This window comes from Streptomyces sp. NPDC042346, assembly GCF_055581845.1.
In genome coordinates this window covers 358063-378463 of sequence record NZ_JBVJEH010000002.1, presented here as the reverse complement: position 1 = coordinate 378463, position 20401 = coordinate 358063, and the positions used below count along the sequence as shown (strand labels likewise).

Annotated in this window: 20 protein-coding genes and 4 pseudogenes; 10 read left to right on the top strand and 14 right to left on the bottom strand. The window is 68.6% G+C overall.

Annotation, left to right across the window (positions count from 1 at the left end):
* Nucleotides 1-18: 18 nt before the first annotated feature.
* Nucleotides 19-885: an alpha/beta fold hydrolase gene (locus ACZ6K0_RS10435; RefSeq protein WP_469233883.1), complete on the top strand. Its 867-nt coding sequence runs from the start codon at nucleotides 19-21 to the stop codon at nucleotides 883-885.
* A 56-nt stretch (nucleotides 886-941) separates the two neighbouring features.
* Nucleotides 942-1751: a strictosidine synthase gene (locus ACZ6K0_RS10430; protein WP_469233885.1), complete on the top strand. Its 810-nt coding sequence runs from the start codon at nucleotides 942-944 to the stop codon at nucleotides 1749-1751.
* A 335-nt stretch (nucleotides 1752-2086) separates the two neighbouring features.
* On the opposite strand, the gene ACZ6K0_RS10425 is transcribed toward ACZ6K0_RS10430, so the two are convergent.
* Genes ACZ6K0_RS10425 through ACZ6K0_RS10415 form a run of 3 tightly spaced genes read right to left on the bottom strand, consistent with a single transcriptional unit; the run spans nucleotide 2087 to nucleotide 4347 of the window.
* Nucleotides 2087-2794 (bottom strand): B3/B4 domain-containing protein, encoded by a 708-nt coding sequence (locus tag ACZ6K0_RS10425; RefSeq protein ID WP_469233887.1) that lies wholly within the window; start codon nucleotides 2792-2794, stop codon nucleotides 2087-2089.
* 40 nt (nucleotides 2795-2834) lie between these two features.
* Nucleotides 2835-3482 carry an FMN-binding negative transcriptional regulator gene (locus ACZ6K0_RS10420; RefSeq protein WP_469233889.1) on the bottom strand — a complete coding sequence of 216 codons (648 nt, stop codon included), beginning with the start codon at nucleotides 3480-3482 and terminating at the stop codon, nucleotides 2835-2837.
* Between the two features lie 28 nt (nucleotides 3483-3510).
* Complete coding sequence (locus ACZ6K0_RS10415) at nucleotides 3511-4347, bottom strand: EamA family transporter (protein WP_469233891.1); 837 nt, start codon at nucleotides 4345-4347, stop codon at nucleotides 3511-3513.
* 124 nt (nucleotides 4348-4471) lie between these two features.
* Between ACZ6K0_RS10415 and ACZ6K0_RS10410 the strand changes: the two genes are divergently transcribed.
* The 3 genes from ACZ6K0_RS10410 (at nucleotide 4472) to ACZ6K0_RS10400 (ending at nucleotide 6284) form a co-directional block, all read left to right on the top strand.
* The gene (locus ACZ6K0_RS10410; RefSeq protein WP_469233893.1) at nucleotides 4472-5056 is read left to right on the top strand and encodes a helix-turn-helix domain-containing protein; all 585 of its coding nucleotides are present in this window, start codon (nucleotides 4472-4474) and stop codon (nucleotides 5054-5056) included.
* A 317-nt stretch (nucleotides 5057-5373) separates the two neighbouring features.
* Complete coding sequence (locus tag ACZ6K0_RS10405) at nucleotides 5374-5865, top strand: aminotransferase class III-fold pyridoxal phosphate-dependent enzyme (protein WP_469233895.1); 492 nt, start codon at nucleotides 5374-5376, stop codon at nucleotides 5863-5865.
* Nucleotides 5844-6284, top strand: coding sequence for an aminotransferase class III-fold pyridoxal phosphate-dependent enzyme (locus tag ACZ6K0_RS10400; protein ID WP_469233897.1), 441 nt, complete (start codon nucleotides 5844-5846; stop codon nucleotides 6282-6284). The genes ACZ6K0_RS10405 and ACZ6K0_RS10400 overlap by 22 nt, the downstream gene beginning before the upstream one ends.
* Nucleotides 6285-6451: 167 nt before the next feature.
* Here ACZ6K0_RS10400 and ACZ6K0_RS10395 read toward each other — a convergent pair.
* The 3 pseudogenes from ACZ6K0_RS10395 to ACZ6K0_RS10385 form a co-directional block, all read right to left on the bottom strand.
* Nucleotides 6452-6594, bottom strand: a pseudogene (locus tag ACZ6K0_RS10395) (transposase); the annotation flags it as partial.
* Between the two features lie 12 nt (nucleotides 6595-6606).
* Nucleotides 6607-6768: pseudogene (locus ACZ6K0_RS10390) on the bottom strand (transposase); the annotation flags it as partial.
* A pseudogene (locus ACZ6K0_RS10385) lies at nucleotides 6761-6928 on the bottom strand (LysR family transcriptional regulator); the annotation flags it as partial. The pseudogenes ACZ6K0_RS10385 and ACZ6K0_RS10390, both read right to left, overlap by 8 nt.
* Here ACZ6K0_RS10385 and ACZ6K0_RS10380 point away from each other — a divergent pair.
* On the top strand, nucleotides 6921-7151 hold the full coding sequence (locus ACZ6K0_RS10380) for a hypothetical protein (RefSeq protein WP_469233899.1): 231 nt from the start codon (nucleotides 6921-6923) through the stop codon (nucleotides 7149-7151). The pseudogene ACZ6K0_RS10385 and the gene ACZ6K0_RS10380 sit on opposite strands and share 8 nt — an antisense overlap.
* Before the next feature lie 119 nt (nucleotides 7152-7270).
* Here the strand turns inward: ACZ6K0_RS10380 and ACZ6K0_RS10375 are convergent, their stop codons facing one another.
* Nucleotides 7271-7663 (bottom strand): ester cyclase, encoded by a 393-nt coding sequence (locus ACZ6K0_RS10375; RefSeq protein WP_469233901.1) that lies wholly within the window; start codon nucleotides 7661-7663, stop codon nucleotides 7271-7273.
* Nucleotides 7664-7787: 124 nt separating this feature from the next.
* Here ACZ6K0_RS10375 and ACZ6K0_RS10370 point away from each other — a divergent pair, with 124 nt between their 5' ends.
* Both ACZ6K0_RS10370 and ACZ6K0_RS10365 read left to right on the top strand, forming a co-directional pair.
* Entirely contained in the window at nucleotides 7788-8366 is a 579-nt protein-coding gene (locus ACZ6K0_RS10370; RefSeq protein WP_469233903.1) for a PadR family transcriptional regulator, read from the top strand.
* 20 nt (nucleotides 8367-8386) lie between these two features.
* Nucleotides 8387-9370 carry an NADPH:quinone reductase gene (locus ACZ6K0_RS10365; protein ID WP_469233905.1) on the top strand — a complete coding sequence of 328 codons (984 nt, stop codon included), beginning with the start codon at nucleotides 8387-8389 and terminating at the stop codon, nucleotides 9368-9370.
* A 930-nt stretch (nucleotides 9371-10300) separates the two neighbouring features.
* On the opposite strand, the pseudogene ACZ6K0_RS10360 reads toward ACZ6K0_RS10365, so the two are convergent.
* From ACZ6K0_RS10360 to ACZ6K0_RS10340, 5 genes and pseudogenes are all read right to left on the bottom strand, one after another.
* Nucleotides 10301-10435, bottom strand: a pseudogene (locus ACZ6K0_RS10360) (aldehyde dehydrogenase family protein); the annotation flags it as partial.
* Nucleotides 10436-10789: 354 nt separating this feature from the next.
* Nucleotides 10790-11965, bottom strand: a complete 1176-nt coding sequence (locus tag ACZ6K0_RS10355) for an HTTM domain-containing protein (RefSeq protein ID WP_469233907.1) — start codon at nucleotides 11963-11965, stop codon at nucleotides 10790-10792.
* Complete coding sequence (locus ACZ6K0_RS10350; RefSeq protein WP_469234327.1) at nucleotides 11955-12509, bottom strand: DUF5819 family protein; 555 nt, start codon at nucleotides 12507-12509, stop codon at nucleotides 11955-11957. The genes ACZ6K0_RS10355 and ACZ6K0_RS10350 overlap by 11 nt, the downstream gene beginning before the upstream one ends.
* Before the next feature lie 304 nt (nucleotides 12510-12813).
* Nucleotides 12814-14091 carry an ice-binding family protein gene (locus ACZ6K0_RS10345; protein ID WP_469233909.1) on the bottom strand — a complete coding sequence of 426 codons (1278 nt, stop codon included), beginning with the start codon at nucleotides 14089-14091 and terminating at the stop codon, nucleotides 12814-12816.
* Nucleotides 14092-14679: 588 nt separating this feature from the next.
* Entirely contained in the window at nucleotides 14680-15534 is an 855-nt protein-coding gene (locus ACZ6K0_RS10340) for a helix-turn-helix domain-containing protein (RefSeq protein WP_469233911.1), read from the bottom strand.
* A 449-nt stretch (nucleotides 15535-15983) separates the two neighbouring features.
* On the opposite strand from ACZ6K0_RS10340, the gene ACZ6K0_RS10335 reads away from it, so the two are divergent.
* Nucleotides 15984-16184 (top strand): hypothetical protein, encoded by a 201-nt coding sequence (locus tag ACZ6K0_RS10335; RefSeq protein ID WP_469233913.1) that lies wholly within the window; start codon nucleotides 15984-15986, stop codon nucleotides 16182-16184.
* Nucleotides 16185-16470: 286 nt separating this feature from the next.
* Here ACZ6K0_RS10335 and ACZ6K0_RS10330 read toward each other — a convergent pair whose 3' ends face one another.
* Entirely contained in the window at nucleotides 16471-17523 is a 1053-nt protein-coding gene (locus ACZ6K0_RS10330; protein ID WP_469233915.1) for a peptidoglycan-binding domain-containing protein, read from the bottom strand.
* Between the two features lie 246 nt (nucleotides 17524-17769).
* Nucleotides 17770-18330: a DUF2690 domain-containing protein gene (locus tag ACZ6K0_RS10325; RefSeq protein WP_469233917.1), complete on the bottom strand. Its 561-nt coding sequence runs from the start codon at nucleotides 18328-18330 to the stop codon at nucleotides 17770-17772.
* A 724-nt stretch (nucleotides 18331-19054) separates the two neighbouring features.
* Here ACZ6K0_RS10325 and ACZ6K0_RS10320 point away from each other — a divergent pair.
* Nucleotides 19055-20308, top strand: a complete 1254-nt coding sequence (locus ACZ6K0_RS10320; protein ID WP_469233919.1) for a GH25 family lysozyme — start codon at nucleotides 19055-19057, stop codon at nucleotides 20306-20308.
* The last annotated feature ends 93 nt before the right edge of the window (nucleotides 20309-20401 follow it).

Sequence of the window (20401 nt, the reverse complement as noted above, 5' to 3'; positions counted from 1 at the left end):
ACACCGGGAGAAACCATCATGAGCAGCACCGGCACGTCGAACGAACCCGTCATCACCTCGTACGCTCACGCCCCGACCCGCACCGTCACCGCCGGCGGCGTCACCTACGCCTACCGCGAGCTGGGCCCCAAGGGCGGCATCCCCGTTGTGTTCTTCGTGCACCTCGCCGCGACCCTGGACAACTGGGACCCGCGCATCGTCGACCCCATCGCGAAGGGCCGTCACGTCATCGCCTTCGATCAGCGCGGTGTCGGGGCCTCCACGGGCCAGGTGCCGGACAGCATCGAGGCGATGGCTGATGACGCCTACACCTTCATCACGGCGCTCGGCTTCGACAAGATCGACGTCTTCTCCTTCTCCCTCGGTGGCATGATCGCCCAGGCCCTGGTGGTGAAGCACCCCGAGCTCGTGCGCAAGCTCGTCCTCACCGGCACCGGGCCGAAGGGCGGCAAGGACATCGACAAGGTCGCCGGCATCACGTACTGGGACATGCTGCGCGCCACCCTGACCCGGTCGGATCCCAAGGAATTCCTGTTCTTCAACCGCAACACCACCGGCAAGCCCGCCGCGCGTTCGTTCGTCAGCCGGCTCAAGGAGCGCACTGCCGACCGCGATGCGAAGATCAAGGTCAAGGCATTCCAGACGCAGCTGAAGGCGATCAAGAAGTGGGGGCGCTCCACCCCCGACGACCTGTCGCAGCTCGCCCAGCCCACCCTGATCGCCAATGGCGACAACGACCGCATGGTGCCTTCGGTCCTCTCCGAGGACCTGCACCGACGCATCAAGGACAGCGAGCTGATCATCTACCCCGACTCCGGTCACGGCGGCATCTTCCAGTACCACCAGCAGTTCGCCCCCCTCGCGGTCGAGTTCCTCGCCCGTTGACCTCTGGCGAACACCGCAGCTGCACGTTCGGCGACGAGGGAGAGAAGAGCAGCACCATGAGCACCTCACCGTCCGCCGCTCAGCTGGGCGTGGAGAAGAAGCACCTCACTTCCTCGATCCTGCTGTGGGTGCGTACCGACCAGCCCCGCCAGACCGGCATGGACCACTGGAAGGGACCGCACTCAGGGATCATCTCCGCCACCCCGGGCCTGGAGGAGTACCGGCAGATCCACCTCGCCGAGCACAACCCGGGCCGGTGGCCGGCGACCGATGGGGTGCAGACCTCGATTCCCGCGGACCGGAAGATCGACGGCGTCGCCGAGGTCACCTTCCCATCGGCGCTTGCGCCCCTGAAAGGGCGCAAGCAGGCGAAGCTGGCCCACGCCGACGAGATCAACGTGTTCCGTCGCACCCTGCTGTACGCCGGCCCGCCGAACTCCTCCCGCTGGTATGACGTCGCCGGCCCCGGCGAGACGGTCGGTGCCCGCACCCTGATCTACCTGCGCCGCAGAGACGGGGTCGGCGCAGGCGAGTTCCGGAAGTTCGTCAACCAGCAGCTCGTTCCCGCGCTCGCCGACGCCGCAGCGTTGAAGGAACTGCGCACGCAGACGTTCCTGCCCTGGAGCGAAAAGCTCTGGGACACCCCGCGCGTCGCCCACGACAACCCCCATGACCAGCGATTCCACGCCTCCCTCGTCCTCGGGTTCAGCGACAGCGCAGCACGGGACGCATTCTTCACCGGCAACGCGATCGAGGGCCTGACCAACCGGCTGGCACCGCTCGCCTCCGCGATCCATGCATACGACGTCGCCGCCGCCTTGACCTTCGTCAAGAACGGCGACATCCTCCCGCGCTACCAGGAGTGAACGGCCAGAGCGTGGAGCAGGTCCGACGGACCTACTGAGCAATCGATCCATCCACCCCGGGCTGGTCGCCACCCGTCAGCTACTTACGGTGACTACCGAGAAGGTCCCGGTGGCGCGCCCTGCTCATGATCAACCCGACTCAAGCAGTGCTCATCACTCGCGGAATCCGACGTTCCCGCAGGATCCCGTGCTCACCAAGCCGCGCTCCCTACACTCTGCCCTGCTCGTCATGGACAGGGTGAGCCTGGACGAGCCGTGGCGCGGGCACGGCCTCGGCGCCATCCTCGCCACGGAAGCGATCCACCGGCTCATGGCCGGCTGCCGGCCTCGCGGGCTCAAGCTGTGACTTCCGGATGTTCCGGGCTGAGGTTGTGCACGCGCGTGTGCTCGGCGTGGAGCATCAGCAGGCCGTGCAGCTCCTCGGCGGCGATCTTGAGCAGGTGGCCGTCGCGGGTGGCGTGGAGGGTTTCGAGGACGAAGGCGACGCGGGTGGAGTCCTCGGTGACGCGAGTGCGGTGGGCGTCGCGGTGGTTCCAGTGCCGGGTCAGCACGCTGGTGGTGTCGGTGTAGATGATCTCGCCGGGCTTGGGGTTCTCGGTGGTGTCGGGTTCGCCGAGCGGGGTGAACTCCTCGGTGCCGTCCGCGTACCGGATCTCGACGGCGCCGGAGACGTGGTCGAGGTCGAAGGCTCCTGCGGGCAGGCCGTGGTGGACGGAGACGGCGTTGTACGAGTCGACGGCCGGATTGATGCGCGGCAGGGTGCCCTTCTTGGCCATGCGGCGCCCCAGGGCGTCGACACTGGGGCGGATACGGCGGGGGTTGGTGCCGAAAGAGCGGTAGGCGGTGTGCCACGCCTCGATCCGAGGGTCGCTCTCGTCGGCCGGGGCCCAGGCGCCGGCGGCCAGCTGCTGCTCAAGGCCGTCGAGTGCAGCGGCGGTGTCGGGCCAGGGCTCGTGGCCGCGCAGTCCGCTGGCGGTGACCACGGCGATGAGAGTGTCGGGGAAGGCGGTGGCGACGGCGGGGGTGATGCGGAAGGCGGTCATGGGTAGAGCTCCGTTCCGAGGTGGTGCGGGGTGGGCGGGGTCAGGGTTTCCAGGCGCCGATGCGGTCCAGGCGGCGCCGCTGCTGGCGGGCCGTGGGCTCGTCGAGGGCCTGCTTGCGGTCGGTGAGGCGCTCGGCGACGGTGGCGCGGTGCTCTACGGGCTTGTGGTCGTCGTACTTGAACTTGGCCCGGACCTCCGTCACCTCCAGCGTCAGACCGCGGATGCCGGGCAGCATCCGCCCGTACGGCGCCTGGTCGACCTCGATGGGGGCGTGATCGCCGTCGGGCTGAAATTGGGCCATCTGTCGGCGCAGTAGCTCGGCCTTGGCTTCCGGCTCGTCGACGATGTGGGCCTGGCAGATGAACTGGACGGCCGCGTAGTAACTGGTGGGCACGCCGTCGGTGGGAGGCGTGTCGGGCTTGGCGCGCCAGGGCCCGGGGACGAAGGCGTAATCGCCGATCACGGTGAAGGTGACGTTCGGGTCGTACTCGATCGACTCCCAGACCGGGTTCGGGCGAGCCAGATGGACCAGCAGCCGGTTGCCGTCGGGGACGAAGTGGGTGGGCACGGTGGTGGGCGCGTGGCCGAGCAGGCCGTTGACGCTGAGCAGTCCGAAGTCGTGGCCTTCGGCGATCCAGGTCTGCCATTCGGCCTCGTCCAGGGCCGCGTCCCAGGGCTGGATGAACATGCGGGGCTCCTTGAGGTGCGCAGGGCGATCAGGTGAGGGCGAGGAGGCTGACGGCGACCGCGGCTGCGCCCAGGCCGACGACCTGTCCCTTGTGGATGCGTTCGGCGAGCACGCTGCGGGCGAGCAGGACCGTGCCGGCCGGGTAGAGGGCGGTGATCACGGCGACGACGGTGAGGTCGCCGCTGCGTGCGGCGAGCAGGAACAGCAGGTTCGCCAGCGAGTCCAGCACACCGGCGGTGGCCGACAGAGCGTAGGCGGGCTTCTCGGGGCCGAGCCTGCGGTACAGGAGCCCGGCCGCGGTCATCGTGACGACCGAGGCGACCGCTCTGCCGATGATCAACGGCGCCACGCCGCTGTCGGACGGCGCCTGGTGCAGGAAGATCAGCTGCAGCGCGATGGCCGCGCCCGCGCCGAGGGCCAGCAGCAGCGCCGTACGCGACGGCCGGGACGAGCCCGTCCCGTGTCCGGCGCTGACCAGCACGACCGCGACCAGCGCGAGCGGCAGACCCCAAAGGCCGGCCATCCCCAGGTGCTCGCCCTGCAGGAGGCCCACCGTGACCGGGAGCACGGCGGACACCAGCGCGGTGACCGGGGAGAGCACGTTCATCGGGCCGATGGCGAGGGTCTTGTAGAGCAGGGCGAACGCGGCGGCCGAGGCCACGCCTGAGGCGGCGCCCCAGCCGAGCGCGGCGGGGCTGAACGAGGCGCCGAGCACGGGCCACAACAGCAGCTCGACCGCCAGGCTGGCCGGCGCGGCGACCATCACAGTGCGGAGTACGTGGGCCTTACGGGCGCCCAGACCGCCGAGGAAGTCGGCGCATCCGTAGGCCAGTGAGCTGCCCAGGGCCAGCAGTAGAGCTATCACGAGACGATCCCTTACGATTACAGTGGAACGACTAAACCGTACAATGGAACGACTGTCCCCTGTCAACTGAACGACCGGGGGGTGCATTCCATTGACCGACCGAACCGATGGGGATGGTGACCAGGTGACCGAGACAGAGGCGGCCCTGCGCACGCTCGCGCACAACGTCCGCTCAGCTCGCACTCGCGCCGGCCTGTCCCTGGACGAGCTTGGCCGCCGGGCCAAGGTCAGCAAGGGGGCCCTGGTCGGGCTGGAGAAGGCGCAGGGCAATCCGAACTTCGCGACCCTGGTCCGGCTGGCCGACACGCTGGGTGTCTCGGTCTCCGCGCTGATGGAAGGCCCGACCGAAGGGCGCGTCCGCGTGGTCTCGGCCAGCGCCGTGATGCCGCTGTGGGCGGGCGAGCAGGGCAGCGAGGCCCGGCTGATGCTGACGACCTCGGGCCCCGCCCCGGTCGAGGTGTGGCTCTGGCGTCTCGAGCCGGGCGAGGAGTACCCCAGCCACCCCCATCAGGCCGGCGTCGTGGAGACCGTCAGCGTCACCGCGGGGCGCATGGTCCTGGTCGTCGATGGCGCGGAGCACCCCGTCGAAGCCGGGCAGACCGCCACGTTCGACGGTGACGCCCCCCATGCCTATCGCGGGGTGGGCGACGAGCCCTGCCATCTGATCATGACCGTCCATCTGCCGCCGGGGCCCGCATCCGCGGCCTGACCAGGCCACGGATGCGGGCCCGCTCCGCTCGCCTTGGACGACTGGGTTCGATATCAAACGCCTTGAATGGATGTTGTACGGTCTCGCCCCTCGTGGCACAGGACGTGCTCGCCGACCAGCCGATCCTTCCGCTGCCTCACACCGAGGGCGCCGCTGCTCAGTCTCACGCACGTGGCACTTCCTCGTGTTGTCGATCGACGGACCGGGCTCGGCACGCCCTGGCGCCACGACGCCGAGTGGGCCCAGGGCATCCGTGAGCCGGCGCTGACGCGTGAGGCCGATGTGGGCGTTTCGGGGACGGGCTGGAGCTGACGCGGATGGCGCATGTCCTGGGCAAGCGGATCGACCAGTTGCGGCGCACTTGTGGGTTGGCGGCCGTCGTAGCAGATCGCCAGGCCGAAGCGGCCCACCTGGGGGATGTCGAAGGACACCGACGAGGGCGCCTTCACCCGGCGGCTGCTGGCCGAAACCGAAGCGGCGGTGCTGGAGGCCGGCCCGGAGAACGTGGCCATGCTCATCGCCGAACCGTGCAGAACTCCGGAGGCTGCCTCACGCCTCCGGCAGGCTACTGGGCAGGGCTACCGGCGATGGCGGACAAGTACGGCTTCCTCCTGGTCGCCGACGAGGTCATCACCGGTTTCGGCCGCATCGGCGAATACTTCGCAGTGACCAAGTACGATGCGATCCCCGACATGATCACCACAGCCAAGGGCCTCACTTCGTCCTACGCCACACTCGGCGCCGTCCTGGTGTCCGACAAGTCTCCGCGCCCTTCTTCAACGACGGCGTGCCCCTTCTGCACAGGCTGACCTTCGCCGGGCATCCGGTCGCCGCCGCCACCGCCCTGACCAACCTCGACATCTTCGAACGAGACGGCGTCCTGGACAACGTCCGCGGCCTGACCGGCCACCTCCACAAGCGGCTCGCCGAACTGACCGATCTGAGCATCGTGGGCGACGTACGCGGCGACGGTTTCTTCTGGGCCCTCGAACTCGTCGCCGGAGCGGACGGCCGAGGCTTCACCCCTGAGCGCCAGGACGAACTCGTCAAGCAGTTCCTTCTCGCACGCATGCGCGGCCTCGGACTCCTGGCCCGCGCGGACGACCGAGGCGACCCGGTCGTGCAGATCGCACCACCCCTGATCTCCACCCGCGACGACGGATCGGCATCGTCGGGCGGTGCAGATCTGTTTCCTCAGGGGGCACGAAGCCGTGAAGAGGGCGTGTAAGGCGGCGGCAGTTTAGGGACGGGTCCGCGGTTACCGAAACCGGGGACCCGCCGAGTACCTGCAGCTCAGCTGCCACTTCCTTACGGCTCGTCGAAAGGCAACACAGCGACGATCTGCAACCTCACCTGTAATTCGCCGGGCACTACCGGCGCCACCTTTTAGAGGTCCTAACAAGGGCGTTGGACGTGTCGGTGGGTGATGAGGCAGGTGGCGAGGCCAAGGAAGGCTTCGTGGATGTCGGCTCGTCGTTCCCATCGAACGCGTAGGCGTCGGAATCCGTGCAGAGCCAGGCGATGGTCCGCTCAACGACGGTGGCGGAAGTCGCTGTGGTCGTAGCCGTGGTCGGCCAGCAGCATGTCGGGGCGGCAGCGCGCCCGACCAGGCCGGCAACAGCCGGAACCTTCGCGAGCAAGGGCAACAGCCGAGTGACGTCGTTGCGGTTTGCGCCGGTCAGGGACACGACGAGCGGGATGCCCTGACCGTCGCCTGGCCCATGGGTCGTCGGAGGCGAGGGCGACGTAGCGGCGTTCGTGGCCGACGAGGGCGTGGGCGTAGCGGCGGGTGTCGACGGGGGTTCGGAGGACGGCCAGGTCGCACAGGCCCTCGGCGAGGCCGCCGGTGGGGGTGTTGTGGCGGATGAGATGGCCGTTTCTCGCCGACCTGCTCGCGCTGCGCCGGGTCCCCGCCCGCTTCTTCGGGATCTTCATGAGCGTCAACCCGGTGCTTGCCGCTCTGATCGGCGTACTCGTCCTGGACCAGCACCTTGGTGCGGCATCGTGGCTGGCCATCACCGTGATTGTCACCGCCAACGCTGTCTCTGTGGGCGCCGCCGCCGGCTACTCGAAGAAGACCGACCTCTTGCGGTGAAAGAACCCGCGCCGGCGGCCCGCGCCCCGGTGTGTGCCTTCACCCCCCGCCATGGCGGCGTACGGGCCCTTCCCGACGGCGGTAGTTCCGCGCGAAGAAGGTACGCAGCCCGCCTGGGTTCATGGCGCCGGTACGGCACCGATCTGCTGCATCACGCCGAGGAGGTCGGGCTGACCGCGTTCGCCGACGATCCGGCCGTCGGCCAGATGGTAGAAGTTCATGGCCTGCACCGAGATCTTGTTGCCGCTCGCGGGGACCCCGAAGAATTCACCGTCGTGGGTTCCTCGCATGGTGAACCGCGCGGCGACCGTGTCGCCTTCGGTGACCGTCTCCTCCAGCGTCCACTGGACGTCCGGGAAGGCGCTGCGCATCATCCCGAGGACCTCCATGTACCCATCAGGCCCCCGCAGCGGTTCCGGGTGACTGGGTGCGTGGAACACCGCGTCCGGAGAAATGACCTCGCGAGCGAGACCCTCGTCGCCCGTGTTGATGAACTCGACGAAGCGGTTCATCACTGACTCGCTGGACTGCGCCGGCATCGTGCTGTGCCTCTCCAAAGACGATGGGTGGATACCTGGGAAGCGTAACATCGAATCGATGTTTGCATCGATTCGATGTGTGCGCGAGGATGGACCCATGCTCGAACTCGCGATACTCGGTTTCCTGGCCGAGGGACCCTTGCCCGGACACGAGCTGCGACGCCGTGTCTCACAGCTGACCGGCTACACGCGGCCGGTCAGCGACGGCAGCCTGTATCCGGCGATCAATCGTCTGACCAGGGCGGGCTTGATCGAGCGGCGCGCCGACCCGGCCGCGGGGGCGGCCCGGTACGTGCTCAGCCTGACCCCGGCCGGACGGGCCGACATGCTTCAGCGCCTGCGCAAGCCCGCCGACCACGAGATCACCGACTTCACCCGGTTCTACATCGTCCTGGCATTCCTCTCCCACCTGCCCGACGTGACCGAACAGCACGCAGTGCTGCGCAGACGGCTGGAATTCCTGGAAGAACCGGCGAGCTTCTTCTACGACAAAGACCGGCCCCTGCGTGCCGAGGAGATCGCCGACCCCTACCGGCGCGGCATGCTGCTCACCGCCCGCGCCACCAGCCGCGCCGAACGGACCTGGCTGCGCGAGACCCTCGGCGAGAAACCGCCCGCATTCGACACCACGGTCACTGACAACGATCCGCATGCGCCCGCCGCTCCCGCGAGCTGACCGCCCACGGAGGTTTCTCCATGCTTGCTTCCTGGTACGACGACCAGGGACCCGCCGCCGATGTCCTGCACGTCGGCGAACTCCCTGATCCCATCCCCGGCCCCCGCGAGGTCCGTGTCCGCGTCACCGTCTCGGGTGTCAACCCCGGCGACACCAAGAAGCGGCGCGGCTGGCTCGGCTCGTCCATGCCCTACCCGCGAGTGATCCCGCACAGCGACGCCGCCGGAGTCATCGACGCCGTGGGCGCCGGAGTCGACGCCCGCCGCGTCGGGCAACGAGTCTGGGTGTACGGGGCCCAGTCCTACCGCCCCTTCGGCACGGCCGCCCAGTACACCGTCGTCCCTGCGGATCTGGCCGTCCCGCTACCCGACCACCTCGGCGACGAGCTGGGCGCGAGCCTCGGCATCCCCGGTATCACCGCCCACCGCACCGTCTTCGCCGACGGCCCGGTCGACGGCCAACTGATCCTGGTCCACGGAGTTCTCGGCGGCGTCGGCTCCCTGGCCGCCCAGCTCGCCCACTGGGCCGGCGCCACCGTGATCGCCACCGTCCGCCGAACCACGGACCTCGACCGCGTCGACCCGGCCGTCGTCTCCCACGCCGTCGCCCTGGACACTGGCGACCCCGTCGCGGCCATCCGCTCGTACGCGCCGCGGGGCGTCGACCGGATCATCGAGGTCGCGCTGTCCGACAATGCCGACCTCGACAACGCCGTCGTCGCCAACGAGGCCGTCATCGCCGCCTACGCCACCCGCGCGGACCGCACCGAGATCCCCTTCTGGCCCCTGCTGTTCAACAACGTCACCCTGCGGCTGCTCGGCAGCGACGACTTCCCCGCCGAGGCCAAGCGCCAGGCCGCCCGCGACCTCAACTCCGCAGCCGCCGTCGGCGCCCTCACCGTCGACGTCCACGACCGCTACCCGCTGGACGACATCGCCAAGGCCCACGACCACGTCGACGCCGGCGGCGGCCACGGCCGCATCCTGGTCACCATCCCCCAATAGCGCAGACTCGGAACGCTGCTCCCTCACCAGCAATCCCCCGGCCACGCCAGAGTCGGCAGATCGCGGGCTTACGCGACCTTCCGGAAGCGCCCGCGGATCGTGGCTGCCCGTCGGCGCTATCCGCAGTCACGGGATGGCCTCAGCCGATGCCGACATACAGCACCCCCAGCCTGCTCAGCCCTCACGACTAGATTCACTGTCAGAGAAGTCGAAACGGCTGGGTCCGATGTCAAACGACTCGATTGGATGACAAAGGACACTAGTTCGCCTCGGGCAGACAGGAAAGAGCGCGGAAAGACTGGTGCACGCTTCAGGGGCATGTCAACCTAGACGACCTTCCGGGGGTACCCGGAAAGCAGCAGGTCAGAGAGGTGATGCCATGACGGTGGAAGGGAGCTCCGTAGGATTCCGCACCACGACCGAGCGCTTGAGACTGCACAACTGGCTCTTGGGTCCGGGACAGGCGACCGACGTGATCGACACCTTCCCCGCCGCGAACGGCGACTTCCCCTTCGCCGTCGACGGCCGGGCCGACACTCATATCGCCTCTGCCGACGGCCGCTTCTACCTCGGTCATTTCCCTCAGGGCCGGCCCGGCGCCGAGCGCGAGGGCTGGGTGCTCGCGGTCACCGGGCCGGCCAGAGCGTCGAGGTCCTCTCCCGCTTCTACGCCAAGTTCCTGGACGGGGTCCAGGAGCAGGCCAATCGGCTCATCGAGCAGTCGATGGAGGAATGGGACCGCATCCACCCAGGCGGGACTCCCGCCGGCGGACCGAGCTTGGACCGGAAATAGACCGGAACAGCTGGTCAGGAGCGGGATACGGGTGGGATGAACCAGGAGTTGCGACGCAAGTCGGCTGCTGTGATGGATGAGGCCGTCGAGAGGCGCCTGACGGGTAAAAGCCCAGGTCAGGTGCCTCTCTTTGTGTCCCTAGAAGAAGCCGAGCCGCTTCGGCGAGTAGGACACCAGCAGATTCTTCGTCTGCTGGTAGTGGTCGAGCATCAAGCGGTGGGTCTCGCGGCCGATGCCCGACTGCTTGTAGCCGCCGAAGGCCGCGTGGGCGGAGTTTGATGAAATTCCGTAGACGTGGAAGGCGGCTGACCAGGGATGATGACGGACGCTGAGTGGCTTGATCAATGGTTGCAACGGGGTTCGACCATCTCCAGGGCGACCTTGGAGCGGATTAGGGAGATCCTGGCCGAAAGCGATGACGACCAGGGTCGGCCCATGGGTCGGGCGTCAGATGGTGGCGCAGGACCACATCCGGCTGCGCGGCGTGTTCGCTGACTTGGAAGGCGAGTGGGCGACGGCCTGGCAGCCGGTCTATCCCTACGGCCCCGGCCGGATCGACGCCTCGACGGACGCCGGTACCAACTCACACCGCCCACCTTCTCGCGGCTTGACAAACGGCATGAGGGTCTACCCGCCCCGAACGGCCCGATACTTCGAGGCGGGTGCCTCCGGTCCCGTCTGCGCGGGTACGGAGCCTGGTCCTGCCGCTTGGCGGGTTTCGGGCCCCATTCCGACGTGCTGTGCCGCACGTCGCCACAGGAGAGGTAGGAAGGCGTAGAAGCGGTCGGGGAGGAACACGGCGTCCGCGATGATCATCGCGCCGGAGAAGAGGGGTAGCCCCATGAGTACGGCGATACCGATGTGCATGCCGAGCAGTACGGTCAGAACGGGATACTTGAGCCTGCCGAAGAGTACGAACGGGAAGGCGACCTGCACGAGGACCGTCACGTAGCTGGCGATCGCGATCACCATCGGGAACGCGTCCACGAGGTGGGAGAGCGCGGGCCAGGGCTGGAACAGTTCGAGGTTCAGCGCGTAGTGGAGAGCGGTGCCGCCGCCCCAGGTGGAACCCTGGACCTTGTACAGGCCGGCCGATCCGTAGAGGACGCAGACCTGTGCGGCGATGACGAGGATGCCGCAGTTGTGCACCACCGTGGTCAAGGTCATGCGAGCGTCCTTGAGTTGCTGCGCGTAGAAGCCCTTCGCCGGTTGCGGCGCTTGGGCCGCGCGAGCCGTCCTGAGCCGGTCTCGGCGTGCGTCCAGGGACCAGCGCCGACCGCATGCGGTGAGAACGAGATACAGCACCATCAGCAGGACCAGGTTGTCGCCCCCGTCCGTCATGAAGATCGCTCTCGCATGGAACGAGATCACCACGACGGCGAAGAGGACGGACATGACGCGGGTCCGCCAACCCAGCGTGAACAGCGCGGACGTGACGAGAGCCAGTACGTAGCAGAGCTCGAAGTAGGCACGGCTGTCGGACAGCGTCAGGATGCTGTTCCAGCCCGTCTGGTCGAAGAGCTGTGCTGCCAGTGCGGGTGTCCAGGGCGAGTCGGGGCCCCAGATCTCCGTGCGGTGCGGGAATTCGCGGAGCAGAAAGACCAGGTAGAGCAGCCCGTAGCCGATGCGCAGGACCGAGGCGGCGTACAGCGACAGCGGCCGGGCGGTGAGAAGTGCCCACAGAGTGCCGGCCCGGTCGAGAAGCCATCGGTGGACGGTGGTGACGAGCGATGTCTCCCGGTCCACGGTGCGATGTGGTGCGGCGGCTGTCGGGGGGAGTTGGGGAGTCTGCTCAGTTCCCACGGGGGGTCACCTTCCACCAGGGCAGGAGCCGGTTCTCGGTGGGCACCGGCGGGCGGTTCCCGGTGGTGCCGGGCGCAGCGATGGGCAGTGTGATGACCCGGAGCTGAATGAACTCGAATGTGTCGCTGTCGTCGTGGGCGGCGACGCGGTCCGCGGCGATGTTACGCAGATACTTCTGCAGCATCACAGCCCTTTCCGAGCGTGCCGTGTCGCTTCCTCCGTGTGTATCGACGTAGGAGCTCCAGGCGCGGCGCAATAGGTTCTGAGCCGTATGGCTCGGGAATGCACTGTGATCGACTGCGGAATTGTCCACGGCGGTGAGATCGAACCAGCGGCTCACCCGTACCGATCCGTCGGATTCCGTGTGCGCGGTTCTCACCAGGACCTGCCGGTTGAAGGAGTCGGGGTCCGGGGCGAAGAGCCGCCAGTTCTGTTCGAAGAAGGGGTATACCCATCCGTTGACCTGTGGGCTGTAGCGTTTTGACACTGGGTTGGGCGGGGCCACATGAAGGAACACCATGACGACATGGACCAGCGTCGTCATCAGGCACAGGACGACGGCGGTGTACAGCCCTGTCTTCAGCGCCCGGGCGCCCGGGCGCCAGATGTCCGGCACGACCGTGCTGTCATGAGGTGGCCGGGAGGTCGTATCGGAATCGCACTGCTGAAGGTCCTTCACTGCCGCCGACTCGGTTGCGCTCGACACCGCCCACCCATTCCTTCTCGTAAGTGCTGCTGACGCCTGAGGTCTCTGCGGCTCTCGGCGACTGCGCGCGGTGCGCGGCGGATTCGGTGAGGATTCCGCCGCGCACCGGCATCCGATGAACGAGCCTCGTAAGGCCTGCTGCCTAGCCCTCGTGGCCTTCGTGACCCTCATGGCCCGCCGGCTTGTCGGCGTAGCCGTAGTGCCCTTCAGGGTGCTCACCGTGGTCCGGCTTGCCGGGGCCTTCGTCATGCCCGTGGTCCGGGCCGCCGTGGTCCGGACCGTTGTCCGGGCCGCCGTGGTCCGGGCCGCCGTGGTCCGGACCGTTGTCCGGGCCGCCGTGGTGCGGGCCGCCGGGCTTGCCGCCGTTCGCGCCGGCGACGTTCCCCCCGGTGATGGACCCGCCGGTCGTGTTTCCGGCGGTGTTGCCCGACGTGTTTCCGCCCGTGGTGTTCCCGGCGGTGTTGCCCGCAGTGTTCCCGGAGGTGTTGCCGGCGATGTTCCCCGAGGTGCCGCCGCCCACCAGGTTGACGCTCGGCCCGCCGATGAGGCTGCCGCCGATCAGACCCAGAGTCGTACCCGTCGTGGTTCCGGTCGTCGTGCCTGCGGTCGCGCCGGTAGTCGTTCCCGCGGTTGCTCCGGTGGTCGTGCCGGTCGTTGTCGCCCCCGTGGCGCACCCGCCGAGGAAGATCCTGTTGTTGTTGAGCGTCACCTCGCCGTTACGGGCCAGCGCGCGGCCCTCGACACTCGCCCCCTGGTTCACGAAGATCGAGGTCAGAGCCATGATGGTGCCCACGAAGGTGGAGGTGGTGCCGAGGGTTGCCGAACTCCCGATCTGCCAGTAGACGTTGCACGGCGAAGCGCCGTTCGTGAGCAGGATCCGGCTGTTGGAGGCAGTCGTGAGGGCTTCGGGGATCTGGAAGACCCAGACAGCGTTGGGGTTTCCTCCGGCGTTCAGGATCAGATCGCCGGTGAGGCCGACACCGGAGGTGGCCCGGTGGACGCCAGGAAGCAGTTCCTGGCCCCCGCCGATTCCGGCGGCGAGCGGGAAGTCCGGTGCCTGGCCCGTCAATTGGCCGGCCGCGTTGTTGTACGCCACGATCAGGTCGCTCTTGGCCTGGGCGGCCTGTGCGTCCGCGGGGTGCACTGCGCCGAGCACGAGGCCGGGCGGGAACCCCGTGATGGCGGGGTTCGGGTGCGTCCCGAGGTCGTGGTCGAGCACCGAGTTGCCGGTGTTGGTGACTCCCTGACCCGCCAGAACGGAATAGCTGGCTGTCGTGCCCAGAGGCACGGGCGTTGCGATGGCCTGTGCCTGTGTCGACGTCACGGCGACCATGACGACGGCGACCGTTGCGGCGAGGGTCGAGGCCAATCCGCCGGACAGAAGGCGGCGCTGAGTCCTTCGAGGGATGTGCAGCTTCATCAAGAGGCCAATTTCTGTGGGGGGCCATGGCATTCCGGGCCCTACCGATCACCCGGGATGCCTTCTAGCTGTCGCTGCATATTACGCAGGAAAATCCACGCACTAATGCCAAGTAAGAGTGGGGAGGGGGGGGATTGATATAAACACATTCAACTTCGCGGGGCATGATGAAAATATGCAGCCTTTTGCCTTCGCGGGCCCGAACATCACTGGATAAGTGGGGCTCGGTCGGCACGCACGAACTGGCCTCGTACATCTGTCTATAAAGCCGACCTGGATGTGAACACGGATGTACGGCCGGCCGGGTTAAATCAGGAGTCCTTCAGAGTGGGCGTGGCGCACCGCTACCGGGAGATGCGGACCGACGCGCGGGGGATGGAATAAGAGGCGGACAAGGCAGCAGAGCCGTAGGAGCGGCAGCTGCTGAAGGGCAGGGCCCGCCGCATCAGGCAGCAGAGCGACCGGGAGAGCGGTGAGGGTGTCGATCCGATGCGGGGCCTGACCGTGTCGGCGTCCGTGCGGCCGCCTCTGATTCCGCCTGGTGGCGTGGTGGTCGTCGTCACGGACTGGGGCGTCGCCCGCAGGTGTTCATGACGTGTAGCCCTTGATGGCGTCCGTGATGAGGTGCCGGCTGAGCTCCGGGGTGAGGGCACGGGCGCGCAGGTGGGCGTGCGTCACGCTGTACTGCTGCATGTCGGACGGCTTGTCCAGGCAGAGACCGCTGGTGAACCTCTTCAGGTACACCGCTGCCTCGCGGTTGTCGGGGAACTCCAGGATGGAGAACTGTCCCGACAGGCCTGGGTGAGCGCCCGCGCTGTGAGGAAAGACTTGCACAATGATGTGTGGCTCGGTGCTGAGCGCGTGCAGGTGCTCCAGTTGCTCGCGCATGATCTCCCGGCTGCCTACGACACGGCGCAGGGCTGATTCGTCCAGGACGACCCACAGGCGCAACCGACGGGCAAGATCGTAGATCCGGTACTGGCGGCGAAGCCGCACCCGCAGTTGCGCGGCGGCCTGGTCGACCGTAAGCAGAGGGATCGTTTCCTCGATGACCGAGGCAGCATAGGCGGGGGTCTGTAGCAGGCTGGGGATCACCATGGGCCCGTACACGCGAATGGACGCGGCGGCCGCCTCCAGGTCGAGGTAGACGCTGTGGGGGATGTCGCCGTAAGCGCGCCACCAGCCCTGCCGGCTCGATTCCTTGGCCAGCTCTGTCAGCCTGTCGACGACATGCCGGTCGGCGACGTCGTAGAGCCTGCAGAGGTCGCGCACGTCGCGGGGGCTGACAGCACGACGGCCGGTCTCCATGTGACTGACCTTGGCCTGGGAGATCAGCAGCCGCGCCGCCACCTGTGTGCCGGTCAGACCACTGTCCTTACGGAGTCGACGCAGCTCCGTTCCCAGTCGTCGTCCCGTGACAGTGGGGTTGTTGTTGGCCGCCATGGGCGGTGTACCTCCGGCTCCAAGCCACTTCGTGCCTGAGTAGGGTGGCATGGACCACCGCCTGCTGATCACGCGCCGTGCCGCCTGTGTCGGGCGGCGGGAAAAGGATTGTGACGGTGTAATTTGCCGTGCGGCGCGCTGGGCCATGAGCCGGTGGACCTGGTTCCTACCCGGTTTGATCGGACAGGTGCCGGTTGGAAGCGTGATCAGGGTCTTCATGTCGTCGCCGTCTGAGGTGAGCGCAGGTCCGGTGGGCCGGTCCGGACCCCTCCCGCCTGGCACTTGGTTCCCGCGCCGGTCGATCGTCGACGAATGGGTCGTACAGGCGAGACGCCTGACGGGCGAAAGCCCACTTCAGGCGCCTCTCTTGCTCTCCCAACAGGACGTGCTGTGACGCCGCCGAGCGCACCGCGGCCACCAAGGCCGGCCGGCCCGGGAAGAAGCAGCACATGAAGATCCTCAACAAGCAGCCCACCAACAAGGCTCTGGCAGACTGGTTCACCGGAGATGTCCGGTGGGACGTGATCTACGCAGGGCAGGGGCCGTCCCGCGCCCGCCTGAACCTTCTCGGTTTCGCGCCCTGCGCCCGCACCGACTGGCACTCGCACGCCCTGGCCAGACCCTGCACATCGTCTCTGGCGTCGCCCTGATCGGCGGCCGGGACGGCAAGGTCAACGCCCGCCCTAGAAGAAGCCGAGCTTCTGCGGGGAGTAGCTCACCAGCAGATTCTTCGTCTGCTGGTGGGACACGCCTCGTGTGGCCGCTGACCAGCGGAAACGGCCACGATTCGACCAATCTGCAGTCGGCTGGTCCGCGTGTGGCCCGGATCTTGGTCGGAGCATCCTCCAGAAGTCCAGGAGACCGGGCTACCCGCCCGCGCCGCGTACGCCTCGGGGCGGGTTCCGTGCGGACCCCGCCCCGAGGCCAGTGCGTGGCTCAGCGCGGCCAGGCACAGTGGACGTGGCGGCCGTGGTCGGCGTCGCCCGGGCCGAGTACCTCCTTTGCGCCGAGCTGGCGGCAGGCCGCCATCAGGCCCCGGTGCGGGGCGCCGTCGCCCACGTGACGACCGTTGATGTAACTGATGTCGATGGCCAGACCCGCGTAGTGCTTGGAGTTGGAACTGTGGTCGCCGCCGACGAGTTCGGAGACGGAGATCCGGTAGCCGAACTGCGTGCGCAACTTCAGCAGGCCGTTCAGCATCCGGGTGTCGAGGACGACCCTGCGGTTGGGCTTGTCGCCCCACGGGCTGGTGAGCGCGCCCTTTGCGTCGGCCGTGTCGACGACGTTCTGCTTCGCTGTCGATCCGGCGTGCCGGCCACCGGGGTGCCCCGTGGCCAGGGTGATGCCGGACGTGCCGAGGATCTTCCGCGCGGTGGTGGCCCGAGAGCCGACCGGAGCCGCGGGCCGGGCGGAGAGGAGCGCCGCCCAGGTCTGCCGGCCGACGACGCCGTCGGCGGTGAGACCGCAGGACTTCTGGAAGGCCTCCACCTTCGCCGCGACGGTCGCCGTCAGAGTGCCGTCGACGGTCACTTTCTGGCCGCGCGCTGTCAGCAGGGTCTGTACGGCCTTCACCGCAGGGCCCCGGCCGCCCTCGCGCAGGGTCGGGACGAGCGTGCTCCACGTGGCGGAGCCGACGACGCCGTCGGCGGCCAGCCGCTGGGCCCGCTGGAACGCGGTGACGGCACGGCCGGTCGCCGGGCCGAACGCCCCGTCGACGGCCACGGAGTGGCCCCGTGCGACCAGCAGGTGCTGCAGCGCAGTGACCTCCGCGCCCCGGGCCCCGGACTTCAGGGTCGGCCAGGACACGTCCGCCGCTTGGGCCACGGAAGCGGCGACGGGGGCGACGGCGGGCGCTGTGGCAGGGACGGCGCCGGCCGCGGCACCGGAGGCGAGCCCCGTGCCGGTGAGCGCGGCCACGGCGAGGACGGAGGCGATCAGACGAGTGGTGGTCCTGGGTGCTGCGGCCGTACGTACGGTGGACGAGGACATGCGTGACTCCTTGGTCAGCGAAGGGGCGAGCAGGGGATGGGTGCGGCGCTGCCGGATGCAGGCGGAACCACGCCCTCGACAGGGCGTGAGAAGAAGGGATGCGTTCCGCTCCGGCGGCCGTGACCTCACTCTGCACGACGCCGCACGACACCGGCCAGCGTTCCGCCCCCGCTCCCTCATGCACCTATGCGCGGCGACCTATGCATGGCTCTGACCAGCGCTTATGTAACGGGGGAGGGGTGTGGCTCAGCGCGACACCGGCACCGTGGCGCACACCTCTCCGCGCGGGGTACGGGCGCAGGCTTTCGCGTCGTCCGGGTTCAGCGCCTCGACCATCGTGCTGTGGGCGTCATGGCCCCACTGCTGGGTGTAGTGCCTCGAACGCCCGGCATTGTTCGTGACCCGAACGACGTCACCCTGCGAGGTGCCGCTCATCTTGGCCCATGCGGCCTGGCACATCGCGCTGAACCGCAGCTCCACGCGGATGCCGTGCCCGCTGCCCGTGTAGTAGGTGACGGCATCCCCCTGGCAGACGGCGTACTTCGGGTCCATGCCGAAGCAGGACGCGCCCTGGCACTCGGCGGTGGACGTCGGCGCGGCGGAGACGGGGAAGGAGGAGGACGCCGGCGGCCCGGCGGGCGGCCGCGCCTCCTTGCGGCGGTCCGTGTCGCCGTCAAGAACGACGGCACCGACCACGGACATGCCGACAACGACGAACGAGGCGAGCGCGATCCAGAGCGTCCGGGCGACACGCGATCCGGAGGTGGTCGACGCGGCAGGCGCGAGTACAGCCGTAGAGGCGGCCACGGGCTCAGGATCCGGAGCGGGCACCGAACCACGATCGTCGGGGACAGCCGGGACAACCTCGTCCTCCGCCTCGCCCGGTACCTCGGGCACCACCGCACCCCCCTCAGAAGTCCGCGCAACTCCAGCCGCAGCCGCAGCCGCAGTCACAGGCGCATGTGCCTGCGCAGCCGGAGCCGGAGCCGGAGATACGGGCCTGAGCGGAGGTGCGGGCGCAGGCGGAGACTGCGGAGGAGACACGGCCGCCGGCGCCGATCCGGGCGCCTCCGACGCCTCCTCGTGTAAGGCGAGCGCCGAGGTCAGCTCCTCCGCTGCCCGGCCGAGGACCTCGTGCATCGCGCGGATCACGTCGGTCCGGGCCAGCGTGGGACGGGTCCGGTGCAGATAGCGGGACAGCATCTCCTGGCTCGTACGGACCCCACGCTCGGTGATCCGCCGGGCCAGCGCCTCCTGCGTGACCTTCCCCGGGTGCTGCTCCCACCAGCCCCGCAGGAGCCGGGCGAGCCGCTGCTTCGCGTCCGCCGCGGGTGCGCCGCCATCCACGCCCATTGATGCGCTCCCCCCAGAACCGGTTGCATAAGGCCAGGTCAACACCCATGCATGGCACATGACCTGTGCATGAATCAGCTGACGGCCTGAAAGTCTAGGACCCGCTCGACCGGTGGGCGCATTGTTGAGCCAACCACCCCCTCGCGATCGATCGATCGCCTCTTCCAAGGAGACATCTGTGTTCAGCCATGCCCGCACCGGCCGCGCATCGCACGCCGTCGTCGCCGCCCTGGTCACCGCGACCCTCGCCGTCGGCGGCGCACTCGCCGACGCGCAGCCGAGCGCCGCCGCCCACCCGGGTACGTATGCCGTGAAGGGAGTCGACACCAGCCATCACAACCATGACGGGACCGGGAAGGCCATCGACTGGAAGCGCGTCGCACGGAGCAACTCCTTCGCCTTCCTCAAGGCCACCCAGGGCAGCAGCTACCGGGACCCCTGGTTCGTCCGCGACCACAAGGCCGTCGCCGCGACAAGCCTGATGAGGGCGCCGTACCACTTCTTCGACCCGAAGAGCACCCGCGACGGCGCCGCGCAGGCCGACCACTTCGTCCGAACCGCCCGCGCGGCCGGTTACACGGGCAGCAGGGCCGGAGAACTGCCGCCCGTCCTCGACGTGGAGAGCGTGTGGGTCAATGGCAAGGAGGTCTGCCCGAATGCCCTGCGCGCCGATCAGCTGAGGGCGTTCCTCCAGCGTGTGAAGACGGCGTTCAAAGTGACCCCGATCGTCTACACCCGGGCCTCGTTCGTGAACGACTGCATGGGCGGCAACGGCAAGGTCTTCCAGGGCTATCCGCTGTGGCTCGCCCGGTACGGAAGTGGCGCGAAAGAGCCGCAGAACGTACCGGGTGCCGGAGCCTGGACGTTTTGGCAGTACACCGAGACCGAGCGGGTGCCCGGCATGCCTGGCCGCAACGGCACCGTCGGTAGCGCCGACCGTAACGTCTACCAGGGCACCCTCGCCCAGCTGCGCGCCCTGGCACACCTGGGCGGCGGTGCCCCGCGGCCCCAGCCCGGTGCCTCCTGGCCGACCCTGGAGGCGGGGCAGCGTGGTGCGGACGTGACCACGGCCCAACTCCTGCTCGGCGCGAGGGGATACGCGACAGCTGCGGACGGTGTGTTCGGCGAGGGTACGCAGCAGCAGGTCAAGGCCTTCCAGCGGGCCCAGAGCCTGACCGCCGACGGCATCGTCGGGCCCGCCACCTGGGCCCGTCTCGTGGTCACCCTGAAGGCCGGGGCGAAGGGGCGGGCGGTCACCGCGCTCCAGCGTCAGCTCACCGACAACGGCCACGCGGTCACCGCTGACGGCGTATTCGGCGCTGGGACGGAGACGAAGCTGAGGACCTTCCAGAAGGCCCGAGGCCTTACAGCCGATGGAATCGCCGGCATCGCCACCTGGACGGCGCTGGTGGGCGGCGGCTCAGGCCGCTGACCAGTAGCGCCGGGCCTCGCAGGCCCGGCCCCCGTCTTCCGGATGTCTCCGCTCCCACGGTCTGACCCGGAAGGGGCGATCACACCGCTCTCG

Bases quoted from the DNA above. Each gene is read 5' to 3' on its own strand.
- ACZ6K0_RS10365 (WP_469233905.1), top strand. From the start codon at position 8,387: ATGCTTGCTTCCTGGTACGACGACCAGGGACCCGCCGCCGATGTCCTG.
- ACZ6K0_RS10345 (WP_469233909.1), bottom strand. From the start codon at position 14,091: ATGAAGCTGCACATCCCTCGAAGGACTCAGCGCCGCCTTCTGTCCGGC.
- ACZ6K0_RS10330 (WP_469233915.1), bottom strand. From the start codon at position 17,523: ATGTCCTCGTCCACCGTACGTACGGCCGCAGCACCCAGGACCACCACT.
- ACZ6K0_RS10380 (WP_469233899.1), top strand. From the start codon at position 6,921: ATGAGATGGCCGTTTCTCGCCGACCTGCTCGCGCTGCGCCGGGTCCCC.
- ACZ6K0_RS10420 (WP_469233889.1), bottom strand. From the start codon at position 3,482: ATGTTCATCCAGCCCTGGGACGCGGCCCTGGACGAGGCCGAATGGCAG.
- ACZ6K0_RS10405 (WP_469233895.1), top strand. From the start codon at position 5,374: ATGGCGCATGTCCTGGGCAAGCGGATCGACCAGTTGCGGCGCACTTGT.
- ACZ6K0_RS10375 (WP_469233901.1), bottom strand. From the start codon at position 7,663: ATGAACCGCTTCGTCGAGTTCATCAACACGGGCGACGAGGGTCTCGCT.
- ACZ6K0_RS10425 (WP_469233887.1), bottom strand. From the start codon at position 2,794: ATGACCGCCTTCCGCATCACCCCCGCCGTCGCCACCGCCTTCCCCGAC.
- ACZ6K0_RS10435 (WP_469233883.1), top strand. From the start codon at position 19: ATGAGCAGCACCGGCACGTCGAACGAACCCGTCATCACCTCGTACGCT.
- ACZ6K0_RS10430 (WP_469233885.1), top strand. From the start codon at position 942: ATGAGCACCTCACCGTCCGCCGCTCAGCTGGGCGTGGAGAAGAAGCAC.
- ACZ6K0_RS10350 (WP_469234327.1), bottom strand. From the start codon at position 12,509: ATGACGACGCTGGTCCATGTCGTCATGGTGTTCCTTCATGTGGCCCCG.
- ACZ6K0_RS10335 (WP_469233913.1), top strand. From the start codon at position 15,984: ATGAAGATCCTCAACAAGCAGCCCACCAACAAGGCTCTGGCAGACTGG.
- ACZ6K0_RS10370 (WP_469233903.1), top strand. From the start codon at position 7,788: ATGCTCGAACTCGCGATACTCGGTTTCCTGGCCGAGGGACCCTTGCCC.
- ACZ6K0_RS10340 (WP_469233911.1), bottom strand. From the start codon at position 15,534: ATGGCGGCCAACAACAACCCCACTGTCACGGGACGACGACTGGGAACG.